Raw genomic sequence first — 15,350 nt, forward strand, 5'->3', positions numbered from 1 at the left:
GTGACGGCGGCCGGCGACGGGCCCTGGCTCGACGACGCGGCCGGACGGCTGGTGCGCCCGTTCACGGTCAGCAACGGCCGCACCCGGCCCACCGTCGCGCTCGACCTCATGTCACAGGTCATGGCCACCGGGGCGACCCCCCTCGGCTATCTGGGCCCCGAGCACGAACAGGCCCTCGACCTGTGCCGCGCCCCGGTCTCGATCGCCGAGGTCGCCGCCCACCTGAAGCTGCCGGCGGCGGTCACCAAGGTGCTGCTGTCGGACCTCGTCGACTGCGGGGCGCTCACCACCAAGCCCCCCGAGTTCCACCACAACCCGACAGACCGGGCTCTTCTGGAGGCAGTGCTCGATGGACTACGACGACAGCTCTGATCCGTTCCCCACCGCGTTGAAAATCCTGGTGGCGGGAGGGTTCGGGGTAGGCAAGACGACCTTCGTCGGCGCGGTGAGCGAGATCGCGCCGCTCAGCACAGAGGAGCTGCTCACCACGGTCAGTGCCGCGACCGACAACCTGGAGGGCGTGGAGAACAAGGTCGAGACGACGGTCGCGATGGACTTCGGCCGCATCACCCTCGACCCCGAACACGTCCTGTACCTCTTCGGCACACCCGGACAGGAGCGCTTCTGGTTCATGTGGGACGAGCTCTCCGAGGGCGCGCTCGGCGCGGTCATCCTCGCCGACACCCGGCGCCTGGAGGACTGCTTCGCCGCTGTGGACTTCTTCGAGCAGCGCGGTCTGGGATTCATCGTCGCCATCAACGAGTTCGACGGCGGTTACCGCTACGACCCGGAGGAGGTCCGGGCCGCCATCGACCTCGACCCGGAGATCCCGATCGTCCGCTGCGACGCCCGGATCTCGAGTTCGGGTGTCCAGACCCTGCTGACCCTGGTCCGGCACCTCCTCGCCCACGCGCCGGCCCACGCACCGAGCCACGGCGCCCACAGGTGACATCCGCACACACCCGCACGGAGCCGCATATGACCCGCGTCCACAGCGACGGAATCCGCCCATGAGCTACGGCCCACCGCACCCGGTCGCCCGCCTGCTGCTCACCCCGGAGGACAAGGAGGCCCCCGCCCGCGCACAGCGGCTGCTCCACATGGGCCTCGGGGACCAGCCCGATCCGGCCCTGGACGTGTTCGCGGACCATCTGGCCGAGCTCACCGGGGCGCCGTACGCCATGGTGAACTTCGTCGGCGAGAGCCAGCAGTTCTTCGCCGGGCTGCATGCGCGGCCCACCGTGAGTCTCGCGCGGGCCGGTGACAGCAAGCCGCAGCTCGGCCGGCGTATGGGGCGCGACCATGGGTTCTGCCCCCATGTGGTCGTGCGCCGCAAGGCACTGGTGCTGGAGGACGTCCGCGACTACCCCCGGTTCGCCGGGAACCCGATCGTCGACGAGTTCGGTGTCCGCTCCTATCTGGGGGCGCCACTGATCGACTCCACGGGCATGGTGCTCGGCACCGTGTGTGTCGTCGACATGGATCCGCGGCCATGGGGGAAGGCCGGGCTGGAGACCATCAAGGCGTCGGCGGTGGACCTGGTGACGCGGTTGGAGCGACGGCAGGCGGACGGGCTGCCCCTGCTGTGAGACGTCGCCGCACTCACTCTAGCCGACCGGTCTAGTATCGCCGTGCACTGCCCCTATGGGACGCACCAGTGACGCCAAGCAGAAGATCCTCGCCGCCGCGCGCTCGCTCATCGGGGGGCACGGTTACTCGGCGTTGGGCGTGGCCGAGATCTGCAAGGCCGCGGGGGTGCCCAAGGGCAGCTTCTACTACTTCTCCGAGTCCAAGGAGTCCCTGGCCCTCGCCGTCGTGGACGAGCACTGGGCGGCGCAGCACCCGGGCCTGGGCCCGGGTGCTGGAGAGCGACGCCGAGCCGCTGGAGCGGCTGTGGCTGCTCTTCGAGGAGACCGAGGCCGGGCAGCGGGCGGTGCAGGAGGGGTGCGGCACGGTCTCCGGGTGCCTGTTCGGCAACCTCACGCTCGAGCTGAGCAATCAGACCGAGGCGGTGCGCGCCCGGCTCCAGGAGCCGGGCCATGTTGGTTTAAGTCGCTCCCGGCCCTAGAACCCCCGCCACACGTTGTCGAACGCTGCGTCCTCGATCGCCCGCCGCTGGCGTACGGCCTCCAGCTCCATCACCGCGTTGCCGAGCGCGGCCAGCACCGTCGCGGCCGTGTCGTCGGTGAGGGCCTCCGACCCGTCCTCCGTGCCGTCCGCGTCCTCCGTGCCGTCCTTCTCCTCCAGGCCGACTCCGGCGGCGGTGCCCAGGGCGGTGAGCAGCGGCTCGTGCGCCCTCCAGCGCTCCTCCGCGCGCTGTCGCGCCGCCGCGTCGACGGGCGCAGCGGGTGCGGCGCGCAGCGAGAAACGGGAGCCTCGGGGGCGGGTCCCCGCCTGCCCCAGGTCCGCGACGTAGGCGGCGGACAGACCACGCCCCCGGCGCCACAGCCAGTCCTCGACCGACTCGTACGGCTCCTGCCGTACGAGCGCCGTGGCCGCCTCGTCCAGCAGCCGGTCACCGGTGGGGGCCTGCGCGTTCGGGGTGATCCGGTCCTCGGCGAGGGTCAGTGCCCCGGCGTCGAGGAGGTCGAACACCTCGGCCGCCGCCAGCGCCAGGGACAGCTCGCCCTGTTCCACACGCTGGTCCTGCGCCAGGTCCAGGGCGACGATCGCGAGGTCCCGTGCGGTGTTCATGAGCGGCTCCTGGTCGGTCGGCCGGCCGAGGTGCGAGGCGTGCTGCCCGGCACCGCGATCCGGGTGTCCTGCGTTCGATTGTCGCCGGGATCGGGGGATGGCGGGGCCTTATGCGAGGGCCGACCGTTTCCAGCATGGGCAGCGCGTGCCGCCGCCGCCACTACCGGCGTCCTCGCTACTCGGAGCCACAGCCTCGTAGGCCGTGTAGCGCCCGGCCCGCGTAGCATGACCGGCGTGGAGCTGCGTCAGTTGCGGTACTTCGTCGCCGTCGCCGAGGAACTGAACTTCGGGCGGGCCGCCGAGCGTCTGCTGATCGCGGGGCCCTCCCTCTCCCAGCAGATCAAGGCGCTCGAACGGGACCTCGGGGTGCGCCTGTTCGACCGGGACCGGCGTTCCGTCTCCCTCACCCCGGCGGGTGCCGCGCTGCTGCCGCCCACCCGCGACCTGCTGGAGCGCGCCGACGAGCTGAAGCGCCGGGCCGGGCGGCTGTCCGGCTCGGAGTCGGTGCGGCTCGGATACGTCAACTGGATCCCGCCGGACCTGACCGTGCGCACCGCCCCGGTCGCCCGGTTGCACATCGACGCGTGGGTGGCGCCCTCGCACACCCAGGCGGCCCGGGTCGCCGACGGCAGCCTGGACCTGGCCGTCTGCTGGGCGCCGGCCGAGGACCTCGAACGGCTGGGGCTGCGGGCCCGGCTCCTCGGGGCCGACCGGCTCTACGCCGTGGCCAAGGGGACGGACACCGGCGCGGTGGCGGCCGGGGACATCGACGTCCTCATCGACGACGACCTCACGTCCTGGGCCTCGTGGAACGCGTACGCCGAGCGGCTGACGCGGGAGGTCGGGGCCCGCGCCGTACGCATCGCGGACGGGGCGATCACCGGACCCGCCTTCTTCGACCACGTACGCCGTTGCACCCGACCGGTGCTGAACTCGCCCAAGGGGCAGACCGATCCGCTGCCGTCCGATCTGGTCCGCCGTGAGGTCGTCGGCCCCAAGGTCTACTGGACGTGGTCCCTGGTGTGGCGGGATAACGAGGTCCGCCCCGGTGTGCTGGGCGTGGTGGAGGCCCTGAGCGACGGGGTCGGGGACCTCGGCGTCCACGCCCCGGACGCCTGGCTGCCCGGCAACGATCCGCACGCGCTCCCCGGCCGGCCTGCACTGGGAGCCTGAGCCTCCCAGGCGGGAGAGAACGGGTCCCGCGAAACCCCCTCCGATCCTTTGACTTGGCTGTGCGCCCGTCCTACCTTCCAGACACAGGCAAATAGTCGACCGGTCGGCTAGTAACCGGTCATTACCCCGGAAGGTCCCCATCATGAGCGCAGGCATCCAGAAGGTCGCGATCGTCACCGGCGCCTCGCAGGGCATCGGAGCCGCCCTCGTCGACGGCTACCGCAAGCTCGGCTACGCGGTCGTCGCCACCTCCCGCACGATCGAACCGTCCGGCGACGCCGATATCGTGACCGTACGGGGCGACATCGCCGACCCGGCCACCGCGGAGCGGGTCGTCACGGCCGCCCTGGAGCGGTTCGGCCGGATCGACACCGTGGTGAACAACGCGGGCATCTTCGTCGCCAAGCCGTTCACGGACTACACGGAGGAGGACTACATCGCGGTGACCGGCATCAACCTCGACGGTGTCTTCCACCTCACCCAGCAGGCCGTACCGCATCTGCTGGCCCAGGGCGGCGGGCACGTCGTCAGCATCACCACCAGCCTGGTGGACAACGCCGACTCCCGCGTCCCGTCCGTCCTGGCGTCCCTGAGCAAGGGCGGCATCCAGGCCGCCACCAAGTCCCTCGCCGTGGAGTACGCGACCCGCGGTATCCGTTTCAACGCCGTGTCGCCCGGGACCATCAAGACGCCGATGCACCCGGAGGAGACGCACGAGTTCCTCTCCGCACTGCACCCGGTCGGCCACATGGGCGAGGTGAGCGACGTCGTCGACGCCGTGCTCTACCTGGAGTCGGCGCCGTTCGTCACCGGCGAGATCCTGCACGTCGACGGCGGCATGAGCGCCGGTCACTGAGCGGCCGACGGCACACCGGGAGAGGATCGGACCATGCCAAGCACCATCGATGACGAGACCGCCCTGCACGACGTCCTGGAGCGCTGGCGGACGGCCGTGGACGCCCACCGGCCGCAGGACGTGGCCGCCGTCTTCACCGAGGACGCGATCTTCCAGGGACTGCACCCCTACGGCGTGGGCCGGGACGCGGTCGCCGCGTACTACGACTCGCAGCCCCTGGGGATGCGCGCCGCCTACCGGATCCTGGAGACCCGGCGATTCGCGGACGACCTGGTGCTCGGATACCTGGACGTCGAGTTCACCTTCACGGACCGCGACCCCGTCGCCGTCAAGCTCGCCGTCCTCGCACGGCGGCAGGGCGACGGCTGGTCCCTCGCGCACTACCAGGTCTCCCGCCTGGGGCAGTGAGACGACCCAAATTCATGGGGGCGCGGCACATGTGCCGCGCCCCCATGGGGGTGTGAAGAAGAGCTGTGGCGCCGCTTAAGAAATCCTCGATGGACCCGCGCGCCGCGGTGCGGCAGATTGCTACGCGATTCCACCCCTCTTCCCGGGCCCGGGCCTTCTCGGCATGCCCGCGTCCGGGACTCACCCTCAGGAGCCGTCGCGTGAAGGCGCTGGTCAAGGAGAAGGCGGAGCCCGGACTCTGGCTCACGGACGTTCCGGAGCCCTCCATCGGGCCCGGCGACGTGCTGATCAAGGTGCTGCGCACCGGTATCTGCGGCACCGATCTGCACATCCGCTCCTGGGACGGCTGGGCGCAGCAGTCGATCCGCACCCCGCTCGTCGTCGGCCACGAGTTCGTCGGCGAGGTCGTGGAGACCGGCCGGGACGTCGCCGACATCAAGCCCGGCGACCGGGTCAGCGGCGAGGGCCACCTGGTGTGCGGGAAGTGCCGCAACTGCCTGGCCGGCCGTCGCCATCTGTGCCGGGCCACCATTGGTCTCGGCGTAGGACGTGACGGCGCCTTCGCGGAGTACGTCGCCCTGCCCGCCGCCAACGTGTGGGTGCACCGCGTCCCCGTCGACCTGGACGTCGCCGCGATCTTCGACCCGTTCGGGAACGCCGTCCACACCGCGCTGTCCTTCCCGCTGGTCGGCGAGGACGTCCTCATCACCGGCGCCGGCCCCATCGGGCTCATGGCGGCGGCGGTGGCCCGGCACGCCGGCGCCCGCAACGTCGTGATCACCGACGTCAGCGAGGAGCGCCTGGAGCTGGCCCGCAAGATCGGTGTCAGCCTCGCCCTGAACGTCGCCGGCTCCACGATCGCCGACGGCCAGCGCGCCCTCGGCCTGCGCGAGGGCTTCGACATCGGCCTGGAGATGTCCGGCAACCCCGTCGCGATGCGCGACATGATCGCCAACATGACGCACGGCGGCCGGATCGCCATGCTCGGCCTGCCCGCCGAGGAGTTCCCGGTCGACTGGGCCCGCATCGTCACCTCGATGATCACCATCAAGGGCATCTACGGCCGGGAGATGTTCGAGACCTGGTACGCGATGTCGGTGCTGCTGGAGGGCGGCCTCGACCTCGCCCCCGTGATCACCGGCCGCTACGGCTACCGCGACCACGAGGCGGCGTTCGCCGACGCCGCCAGTGGCCGCGGCGGCAAGGTCATCCTCGACTGGACCGCGTAACCCCCTAGGAGCCTGTCCCATGTTCGACTCCGTGCGCGACGACCTGCGCGCCACCCTCGACGAGATCCGCGCCGCCGGCCTGCACAAGCCGGAGCGGGTGATCGACACCCCGCAGTCCGCGACCGTCAACGTCACCGCGGGCGGCCGCCCCGGCGAGGTCCTCAACTTCTGCGCCAACAACTACCTCGGCCTCGCCGACCACCCCGACGTGATCGCCGCCGCCCACGAGGCGCTCGACCGCTGGGGCTACGGCATGGGCTCGGTCCGCTTCATCTGCGGCACCCAGGAGGTGCACAAGCAGCTGGAGGGCAGGCTCTCCGCGTTCCTCGGCCAGGAGGACACGATCCTGTACTCCTCCTGCTTCGACGCCAACGGCGGTGTCTTCGAGACCCTGCTCGGCCCCGAGGACGCGGTGATCTCCGACGCCCTCAACCACGCCTCCATCATCGACGGCATCCGCCTGTCCAAGGCCCGCCGCTTCCGCTACGCCAACCGCGACATGGCGGACCTGGAGGCCCAGCTGAAGGACGCCTCCGACGCGCGCCGCCGGCTGATCGTCACCGACGGCGTGTTCTCCATGGACGGCTATGTGGCGCCGCTGCGCGAGATCTGCGACCTCGCCGACCGCTACGACGCCATGGTCATGGTCGACGACTCGCACGCCGTCGGCTTCGTCGGCCCCGGCGGCCGGGGCACCCCCGAGCTGCACGGCGTCATGGACCGCGTCGACATCATCACCGGCACCCTCGGCAAGGCCCTCGGCGGCGCGTCCGGCGGCTATGTGGCCGCCCGCGCCGAGATCGTCGCCCTGCTGCGCCAGCGCTCGCGGCCCTACCTGTTCTCCAACACCCTCGCCCCGGTGATCGCGGCGGCCTCCCTGAAGGTCCTGGACCTGCTGGAGTCGGCGGACGACCTGCGGGTGCGGCTGCGCGAGAACACGGAACTGTTCCGCCGCCGGATGGGCGAGGAGGGCTTCGAGATCCTCCCCGGCGACCACGCCATCGCACCCGTGATGATCGGCGACGCCTCCAAGGCAGGCCGGCTGGCGGAGCTGCTGCTGGAGCGCGGCGTCTACGTGATCGGCTTCTCCTACCCGGTCGTGCCCCAGGGGCAGGCCCGGATCCGCGTCCAGCTGTCCGCCGCGCACTCGACGGACGACGTGAACCGCGCCGTCGACGCCTTCGTCTCCGCACGCGCGGAACTGGAGGACTGACGCCGGACTGCCGGTGCGCGCCGGAAGACCGGCGTCCGGCGCGCGTCCGACATCTTGCGATAATCGATCCCATGATCGAAGCGCGGCGGCTCCACATCCTCCGTGCGGTGGCCGACCACCGCACCGTGACGGCGGCGGCCGCCGCGCTCTATCTCACCCCCTCGGCGGTGTCCCAGCAGCTCACGGCCTTGGAGCAGGAGACAGGGCACCGCCTGGTGGAGCGCGGCGCCAAAGGCGTGCGGCTGACCCCGGCCGGGGAGATCCTGCTCAGCCACACCAACGCCGTCCTCGCCCAACTGGAGCGGGCCGAGGCGGAGCTCGCCGCCTACAGCTCCGGCGCGGCCGGCACGGTCACCGTCGCCTCCTTCGCCACCGGCATCGCCCTGGTCGTCGCCCCGGCGGTGGCCCACCTCGCCCGCACGTCCCCCGGCATCCGCCTGCGGGTCCTGGACGCCGAGGGCGACGCCAGCCTGCCGATGCTGCTGGACCGGCAGATCGACGTGGCCGTCGCCGTCGAGTACCGCGGGGCGCCCGCCGACGACCCCCGGCTCGCCCATGTTCCGCTGTACGCGGAGCCCTTCGACGCGGTCGTCCCGGTCGCCCACCGGCTGGCCGGCGCCGACGTCGTTCCGCTCGCCGAGCTCGCCAAGGACACCTGGATCGGCCCCTACCCCGGCAACCCGTGCCACGACGTGGTCGTGCTGGCCTGTGAGAGCGCCGGGTTCCAGCCCCGCCTCGACCACTCCTCCGACGACTTCCGCGCGGTCGTCGCCCTCGCCTCGGCCGACGCCGGAGTGGCGCTCGTCCCGCGCTCGGCACTGCGCGGCATGGACCTCACCGGGGTCGTCGTCCGCCCCGTGGACGGCGTCGCGCCCACCCGCCGGGTCTTCGCGGCCGTACGGCGCGGCGCGGAGGAGCACCCTCTGATCAGCCCGGTCCTCGACGCGCTCGGCGCGGCCGCCCGGGAGTGAGCCCGCCGTAACACGGCCGTCTCATCCCCGGGATATCGTCCCGCACATGAGAGAGACGACCGAAGACGCGGTCGGTACCCGGCTGGCCGCGCGGCTCGCCGAACTGCGGGCCGAACACGGCTGGTCCCTGGAGGAGTTGGCGGCCCGCAGCGGAGTCAGCCGCTCCACCCTGTCCCGGGCCGAGCGCGGCGAGACCAGCCCCACCGCGACCCAGCTCAACCGGCTGTGCCAGGTGTACGGCCGCACCATGTCCCGCCTGCTCGGCGAGGTCGAGTTCGAGTCGGCCCCGGCCCCGGTGGTGCGGGTGGCCGACCAGCATGTGTGGCGCGACCACACCTCGAGCTTCGTACGCCGGTCGGTGTCGCCGCCGCACACGGGGTTGCGGGCGGAACTGGTGGAGGGACGGCTCGGCCCGGGCGCCGACATCGCCTACGACCGGCCGCCCGTACCGGGCCTGGAGCAGCATCTGTGGGTGCTGGACGGCGTTCTGGAGGTGACGGTGCAGGAGAGCGAATACCGGCTGGAGGCGGGGGACTGCCTGCGGACCCGGGTGTGGGGGCCCACGCGCTTCCGGTGCCCCGGCCCCGGCGAGGTCCGCTATCTGCTGGCGGTGGTGCTGCCGTGATCGTGACCCGCCTGGACGCCGACCGGCTGCGCGAGTGCGCCGGGGACCTGGCTGCCCTGCTGATGGACACCGTGGCGGGCGGAGCCTCGGTCGGCTTCCTCTCCTCACTCGACCTCGCGGCGGCCCGGACCTGGTGGACGGGCCGGGCGGACGCCGTGGCCGCCGGAGACCTGGCCGTCTGGGTGGCCCGCGACGGCGAGCGGGTCGTCGGAACCATCGGCCTCGCCTTCGCCGACAAGCCCAACAGCCGGCACCGGGCCGAAGTGGTCAAGCTGATGGTGCACGGCCGGGCCCGCGGCCGGGGTCTGGGCCGCACCCTGCTGACGACCGCGGAGACGGCCGCCGCCGACGCCGGGATCACCCTGCTCCACCTGGACACCGAGACCGGCAGCCCCGCCGAGCGCCTCTACGGTTCGGCGGGCTGGACCCGCGCAGGCGTCATCCCCGACTACGCGACGACCCCGTACGGAGAGCCACGGCCGACGACCCTCTACTACAAGCGACTGGGCGTACCCGCTCCCACCAGCTGAGTGTCAGTGGCAGCCGCTACGGTTCCGGCTATGCCGGACGCCGAAGACGTACGCCGTATCGCCCTGTCCCTGCCGGACACGACGGAGAAGATCGCCTGGAGCATGCCCACGTTCCGGGTCGCGGGCAAGATGTTCGCCACGCTGCCCGAGGACGAGACGTCCCTCGCCGTGCGCTGCCCCAAGGAGGAGCGCGACGAACTGGTCCTGGCCGAACCGGACAAGTTCTGGATCGCCGACCACGAGGCCCAGTTCGCATGGGTACGGGCCCGTATCGCAGCCCTCGACGACGAGGACGAACTGCGCGCCATCCTCGCCGACTCCTGGCGCCAGGCCGCCCCGACGCGTCTCCTGGACGCCCACCCGGAGCTGGGACTGCCGCAGGGGGAATGAGATCGCCCTGCCGCGTCGCCGGTCCCGCGTGCGATCATCCGGAGAGGGGACGGGGAAGCGGTTCGGGGAGGGATCGAGGGGATGCGCGGGACGCCGCAGCGGACACCGCCGGGCGGGGCACAGGGCGGGACGCGGACTCCGTCACCGGGGGCGAGGAAGGAGCCGGGCGGAGGTCGGCAGCGGCCGGTCTGGTCCCGTGACTTCGCACTGTTCTTCGGCGCCCGGGCCGTGGCGCAGCTCGGCGACACCATGCTGCCCGTGGCCCTCGCGGCCGGGCTGCTCCAGCACGGACACGGAGCCGGTGCCGTCGGTGCCGCCCTGGCCTCGACGTCCGCCGCCTTCGCCGGGCTGATCGTCTTCGGCGGGGTCATCGCCGACCGCTTCGACACCCGCCGGCTGATGATCGGCGCCGACCTGGTCCGCGTCTGCACCCAGTCCCTGGCCGCCGCGCTGTTCTTCTCCGGGCACGTCGTGCTCTGGCAGATCTGCGTGATCGGCTTCGTCAACGGTGTGGCGGGCGCGGTGTTCCAGCCCGGCGTCGCCGGCACCGTGCCCCGTCTCGCCACCGACGTCCAGGGCGCGAACGGCGCCATACGCATCGCCGAGGCCGTGGCCCAGTTGGCCGGCCCGGCCCTCGCGGGCGTACTGGTCGGATTCGCCTCGCCCGGCGGGGTGTTCGCGGCCCACGCCACCACCTACACGGTGAGCGCCGTCTGCCTCCTGCTGCTGCGACTGCCCCCGCGGGTCCGGAGGGGCGCCGCCCGGGCCCTGAAGGGCGGCCGCGCCTTCCGGGCCGATCTGGTCGAGGGCTGGCGCGAGTTCCGGTCCCGTACCTGGCTCTGGGGCGTCATCGCCGTGTGGTGCCTCTACATGATCACCGTATGGGGCCCGACGACCCCGCTGGTGGCCGCCGAGATCGTCCAGGACCACGGGGCCCGCTCGTACGGCCTGGTCAACTCCGCGCTCGGCGCGGGCACCGTCGTCGGCGGTCTCCTCGCCCTGCGGCTGCGTCCCCGCCGCATGCTGCGCGCCGGCGCGTTCGGGGTCTTCGCGTTCGCGGCCTTCCCGGTGACGGTCGGCGCGGGGCTGTCCGTCGCCGCCATGGCGGCCGGAGCGGCCGTGGCCGGCGTGGGCATGGCGTTCTGGAGCGTGATGTGGGCGACGAGCGTGCAGACGCAGGTCCCTGCGGACGTCCTGAACCGCATCCACGCGTACGACGTTGCGGGCTCCCTGGCGATGATGCCGGTCGGGCAGTCCCTGGCGGGTCCGGCCGCCGGGGTGTTCGGGCCGGACCACGTGCTGCTGGCGGCGGGCGGCATGAGCTTCGTCGTAGCCGCCTCGCTGCTCTGCGTACCCGCGATCCGCGGTCTGGTCCGGGCCGACGCCCCCGGGGAGCCGGGCCCGCGGCCGTAAACGGGTGCGCGACCACCGACCCGAGTGCGGTAGAGTTTCCCTGCACGTTCGGCCAGGGGAAACCCCAGGTCAGCGGGGCACCGGGACGTGGCGCAGCTTGGTAGCGCACTTGACTGGGGGTCAAGGGGTCGCAGGTTCAAATCCTGTCGTCCCGACGGTGCGAAAGGGCTTCCGCGGGTTCACACCCACGGAAGCCCTTCTCTGTGTTGCGGCGCGTGCTCAGCAGTAGAGGTTGCCGCCGGGGGTGACGCCGAGGATCTGGGTGAAGCGCTGGTAGGCGTCGACGCGGCTCTGGACCTGGGCGGGGTTCTTGCCGTCGCATTCCAGGCTGCCGTTGATGGAGCGGATGGTCTGGCCGAAGCCGGCCTGGTTGACCATGGCGTTGTGGGGGGTCATGGAGCCGGGGCCGGTCTGGGTGTTCCAGTACCACAGGCCGGTCTTCCAGGCGACGGCCGCCTCGTTCTGCACCCGCCAGGGGTTGTTGAGCAGGTCGATGCCGAGGGCGTCGCCGGCCGCCTTGTAGTTGAAGTTCCAGGACAGCTGGATCGGGCCGCGTCCGTAGTACGCGGCCTGGCCCGCCGGGCAGCCGTACGGCTGACCCCAGTCGCAGTAGTGCGGGTAGTTGGCGGTGTTCTGCTCGACGATGTGGACGAGGCCGCCGGTCTCGTGGTTGACGTTGGCGAGGAAGGCGGCCGCCTCCTGCTTCTTGACCGTGTCGCTGCCCGAGTTCGCGAAGCCGGGGTAGGCGCTGAGCGCCGCGACCAGGCCGCTGTAGGTGTAGAAGGAGTTCCGGCCCGGGAACATCTGGTTGAACTGGGCCTCGCTCACCACGAATCCGGACGGGTTGCCGCCTCCGCCGCCGCTCGCCGGGGCGTTCCACTTCTGGTTGGCCGCGCCCGTGCAGGTCCAGATCTGCAGCGGGGTGCCGTTGGCGCTGTTGTTGCCCCGGACGTCCAGGCACTTGTCCGCCGCCGGGTTCACGATGTCGCGGGCACCGGAGACCACCCACTGCTGGTTGGAGCCGCCCGTGCAGTCCCACAGGTGGACGGCGGCACCGTCCGCGGTGCTGCGGTCGGAGACGTCCAGACACTTGCCGAGCGCGCGCAGGGTGCCGTCACCGGAGTTGGACCAGATCTGGGCGTTGGTCCCGTTGCAGTCGTAGAGCTGGACGGGCGTGCCGTTGGCGCTGTTGGCGCCGGCCACGTCGACGCACTTCCCGGCGAGGCCGGTGATCGAGCCCGCGGCGGCCCGGGCTTCGGGCGCCGCGGTGAGCAGGGCGGCCAGCACGGCGGCGAGCACCGTGAGGACGGCGAGACGGGGTCTGTGCACGGAAGAGGACATGGGTGAGCACACTCCTCGGGTGTCGGGGGGTGGACCGGCCGCCCTTCGGACGAGGGGCGGCCGGAGTCTCGAAACACGCCTTACGGGTAGCTGGGCAGATTCGCCACGTTCGTCGTGGAGTTGGACGGGCCGCCCGTGTTGTTGACGACATGCCGGATGGTGCCGGTGCCGCCGAGGGAGACCGTCACCATGCTGGTGAAGCGCACCCCCGTCCGGTTCGGCGCCTCGATGGCCCGCTCGGCGGTCACGCTCGGGTTGACGTTGAAGAAGCAGTAACTGCCGAGGCCCCACGCCTGGTGGCTGGTGACGGAGTCGGCGACCTTGTAGGCGGCGTAGCCCTGGGTCGAACCGTTCATCCAGGCCGCCTGGTTGGGCGGGTCGTACGGCATCTCGTTCTGGTAGAAGTACGTCCGGCCGCCGTTGCCGTTCCAGATGGTCTGGTGCTTCTGGTAGTGCTCGACGAACAGGCCGTACGCCGTGACGTCGTCGCCGTTGACGATCAGGCCCGTGTCACCGGTGTTGCTGTTCCAGCCGATGCCGTTGCCGTGGTCGCCGCGCCAGATCCACATGTGGTCGCCGATGACGTCGTCGCTGTTGATGACCAGGCTGGTGGTCGCCTTGCCGACGGCGGCGCCGCCGACCCGGAAGTACACGTCGTGCAGCGAGGTCGGGTCGGCGTCGTGCGACGCGGAGGAGTTCGCGGGGCCGACCTCCATGAGGGTGGGGGAGTTGGTGGTGCCCGCGTCGAAGAGGATGCCCGCGACCTTCACGCCGTCGACGTCGGCGACCTTCATCGCGGTGACGCCGTTGTCCGGGACGAAGGTGGCGAGACCCAGGCCGAGGACGACCGTGCCGGGCCGGTTCACCTGGAGCGTCTGGTCCAGGTGGTAGACGCCCGGCGTGACGAGCAGGTTCCTGCCCGCGGCCAGCGCCGCGTTGATGGAGGAGGCGCTGGCGCCCGGCTTGACGATGTGGAAGGTGTCCAGCGACAGCGAGGTGCCGGACGGCGCACCGTTCGCCCAGCTCACACCGGAGGAGTTGGACCGGACCGACGGCACGAACACCTTGTAGGCGTTGTCGCCGTCGACGTACAGGAAGGGCTTCTCGCGGGTCACCGGGGACTGCGCGACCGTGGTGTACGGGGGCCTGGGGAACGTGGTGTTCGGTACGCCCTGGCTGCCGACGAAGACCATGTTCCAGTTGGAGCCGGTCCAGCTGCCCAGCTGGGAGTTGCGGGTCAGCCACTGCTGCTGGCTGCCGGAGTCGACCTGCCCGTCGACCTTGGTGTCGGCGAACAGGCCGCCGCTGGCCCAGCCGCCGTCGTCCAGCGCCAGGTCGCCGCGCAGATGCATCCGGCGGTACGGGGCCGCCTGCGAGACCGCCCAGCGGTCACGGCCGCCGGCCGGGTTGACGGACAGGTTCTCGGCGCCGCGCCAGAAGTTCTGGGTGGCGTTCTGCGGCGGGAACCAGTCGGCCTCGACATGCACCGCGCCGTTGACGTTGACGGCGTCCGGGCTGAGGCCCAGACCGGCGACCTGGGTGTAGAAGCCGACGTTGACGTCGGCGTCGTAGGAGCCCGGCTTGAACAGCACCGCGTGCCGCTGGGTGCCGAACTGGTTGGTCTCCTGCTGCTGGAAGATCGAGTTCAGCTTGCTCTGGATGGCGGACGCGGACATCGACGGGTCGAACACGGCGACGTTCGGACCGAGGTCCGGGGCCGCCGTCGACTGGTTCACCGGCACCACCTGGAAGCGCTGGGCGGCGCTGCCGTTGCACGTGTACTGCACGAACTGCACGCTGTCGGCGAGGGATGCGCCGGGGTCGTCCAGGCACTTGCCGCTGTGCCGGTTGACGAACCGGTAGGCACCGCCGCCCAGTTCGACCGGCAGCCACTGCTGGTTGGCGCCGCCCCCGTAGGCCCACAGATGCACCGGCGCGCCGTCGGCGGTGGAGACGTCGGCGACGTCCACGACCTGTGCGGTGTTGTTGCGGTTGTTGATGCGGACGTAGCCGTCGCTGGTGGTCGTGAAACTCCACTGCTGGGCCGTGGTGTTGTTGCAGGCGTACTGCTGCACGACGGTGCCGTTGGTGGTGGCGGCCGCCCGGGCGTCCAGGCACCGGCCGCTCGCGGCGTTCATCACGGTGGCGAACTGGGTGGGCAGCGCGGCGGCGGCGCCGGCCGCCGCGCTCGCGGGCGCGGGCGCCGAACCGAGCAGCGAGGCGGCGGCCACGGTGACGAGCGTGGCCGCGCCGGATCTGCGCAGGCGCCGCAGGGCGCGGGGCATCAAGGTGTGCACGGGCTCTCCTTGCCGGGCGAAGGCGGGTTGGGGGGTCCCGGGCCGGGGGTCCGGGTGGTTCCGACGCTGGTGGAAAGGCGGCTCAGCCGGTGCGGGGGTCAGGGATTCCGGGCATGCGGGTGGCCCTCCGTGGGGGGGTGTGCGGCCATGGCCGCGTTCATGCCGTGAACGGTGAACGCGGCACGCGCCGGTCTGGCTGACCCGTGAACC

Annotated in this window: 16 protein-coding genes, 1 tRNA gene and 1 pseudogene; 15 read left to right on the top strand and 3 right to left on the bottom strand. The window is 71.7% G+C overall.

Going from position 1 to position 15,350, the window contains the following annotated elements; all coding sequences use genetic code 11:
- From DC008_RS29750 to DC008_RS29765, 4 genes and pseudogenes are all read left to right on the top strand, one after another.
- On the top strand, positions 1–372 hold the full coding sequence (locus DC008_RS29750) for a DUF742 domain-containing protein (protein ID WP_055619132.1): 372 nt from the start codon (positions 1–3) through the stop codon (positions 370–372).
- A complete protein-coding gene (locus DC008_RS29755) occupies positions 350–949 on the top strand; it encodes a GTP-binding protein (RefSeq protein WP_108709611.1) in 600 nt (199 codons plus the stop codon). Before DC008_RS29750 ends, DC008_RS29755 begins: the two co-directional genes overlap by 23 nt.
- A gap of 61 nt (positions 950–1,010) precedes the next feature.
- Entirely contained in the window at positions 1,011–1,589 is a 579-nt protein-coding gene (locus DC008_RS29760) for a GAF domain-containing protein (protein ID WP_108709612.1), read from the top strand.
- 55 nt (positions 1,590–1,644) lie between these two features.
- Positions 1,645–2,032: pseudogene (locus DC008_RS29765) on the top strand (TetR/AcrR family transcriptional regulator); the annotation flags it as partial.
- Between the two features lie 32 nt (positions 2,033–2,064).
- Here the strand turns inward: DC008_RS29765 and DC008_RS29770 are convergent.
- On the bottom strand, positions 2,065–2,694 hold the full coding sequence (locus DC008_RS29770; RefSeq protein ID WP_108709613.1) for a GPP34 family phosphoprotein: 630 nt from the start codon (positions 2,692–2,694) through the stop codon (positions 2,065–2,067).
- Positions 2,695–2,919: 225 nt separating this feature from the next.
- Here DC008_RS29770 and DC008_RS29775 point away from each other — a divergent pair, with 225 nt between their 5' ends.
- The 11 genes from DC008_RS29775 to DC008_RS29825 all read left to right on the top strand — a co-directional run bounded on the left by DC008_RS29775 (position 2,920) and on the right by DC008_RS29825 (position 11,657).
- Positions 2,920–3,867: a LysR family transcriptional regulator gene (locus DC008_RS29775; protein WP_108709614.1), complete on the top strand. Its 948-nt coding sequence runs from the start codon at positions 2,920–2,922 to the stop codon at positions 3,865–3,867.
- 142 nt (positions 3,868–4,009) lie between these two features.
- Entirely contained in the window at positions 4,010–4,723 is a 714-nt protein-coding gene (locus DC008_RS29780; protein ID WP_108709615.1) for an SDR family NAD(P)-dependent oxidoreductase, read from the top strand.
- A gap of 33 nt (positions 4,724–4,756) precedes the next feature.
- Positions 4,757–5,131, top strand: a complete 375-nt coding sequence (locus DC008_RS29785) for a YybH family protein (protein WP_108709616.1) — start codon at positions 4,757–4,759, stop codon at positions 5,129–5,131.
- A gap of 200 nt (positions 5,132–5,331) precedes the next feature.
- Positions 5,332–6,360 (top strand): L-threonine 3-dehydrogenase, encoded by a 1,029-nt coding sequence (gene tdh, locus DC008_RS29790; protein ID WP_055619124.1) that lies wholly within the window; start codon positions 5,332–5,334, stop codon positions 6,358–6,360.
- Positions 6,361–6,379: 19 nt separating this feature from the next.
- Complete coding sequence (locus tag DC008_RS29795) at positions 6,380–7,573, top strand: glycine C-acetyltransferase (protein WP_108709617.1); 1,194 nt, start codon at positions 6,380–6,382, stop codon at positions 7,571–7,573.
- A gap of 71 nt (positions 7,574–7,644) precedes the next feature.
- Positions 7,645–8,544, top strand: a complete 900-nt coding sequence (locus tag DC008_RS29800; protein ID WP_108709618.1) for a LysR family transcriptional regulator — start codon at positions 7,645–7,647, stop codon at positions 8,542–8,544.
- Positions 8,545–8,590: 46 nt separating this feature from the next.
- Positions 8,591–9,169 (top strand): helix-turn-helix domain-containing protein, encoded by a 579-nt coding sequence (locus DC008_RS29805; protein WP_108709619.1) that lies wholly within the window; start codon positions 8,591–8,593, stop codon positions 9,167–9,169.
- Positions 9,166–9,699: a GNAT family N-acetyltransferase gene (locus tag DC008_RS29810; protein ID WP_244221441.1), complete on the top strand. Its 534-nt coding sequence runs from the start codon at positions 9,166–9,168 to the stop codon at positions 9,697–9,699. The genes DC008_RS29805 and DC008_RS29810 overlap by 4 nt, the downstream gene beginning before the upstream one ends.
- A 30-nt stretch (positions 9,700–9,729) precedes the next feature.
- Positions 9,730–10,089 carry an MmcQ/YjbR family DNA-binding protein gene (locus DC008_RS29815; RefSeq protein ID WP_164492397.1) on the top strand — a complete coding sequence of 120 codons (360 nt, stop codon included), beginning with the start codon at positions 9,730–9,732 and terminating at the stop codon, positions 10,087–10,089.
- Positions 10,090–10,170: 81 nt separating this feature from the next.
- Entirely contained in the window at positions 10,171–11,502 is a 1,332-nt protein-coding gene (locus DC008_RS29820; protein ID WP_108709621.1) for an MFS transporter, read from the top strand.
- An 81-nt stretch (positions 11,503–11,583) separates the two neighbouring features.
- Positions 11,584–11,657, top strand: a tRNA-Pro gene (locus DC008_RS29825).
- Between the two features lie 64 nt (positions 11,658–11,721).
- Here DC008_RS29825 and DC008_RS29830 read toward each other — a convergent pair.
- A complete protein-coding gene (locus tag DC008_RS29830; protein ID WP_108709622.1) occupies positions 11,722–12,843 on the bottom strand; it encodes a chitinase in 1,122 nt (373 codons plus the stop codon).
- 80 nt (positions 12,844–12,923) lie between these two features.
- On the bottom strand, positions 12,924–15,128 hold the full coding sequence (locus DC008_RS29835) for an RICIN domain-containing protein (protein WP_108709623.1): 2,205 nt from the start codon (positions 15,126–15,128) through the stop codon (positions 12,924–12,926).
- Between the last annotated feature and the right edge of the window lie 222 nt (positions 15,129–15,350).

Source organism: Streptomyces nigra (assembly GCF_003074055.1).
Lineage (GTDB): Bacteria > Actinomycetota > Actinomycetes > Streptomycetales > Streptomycetaceae > Streptomyces > Streptomyces nigra.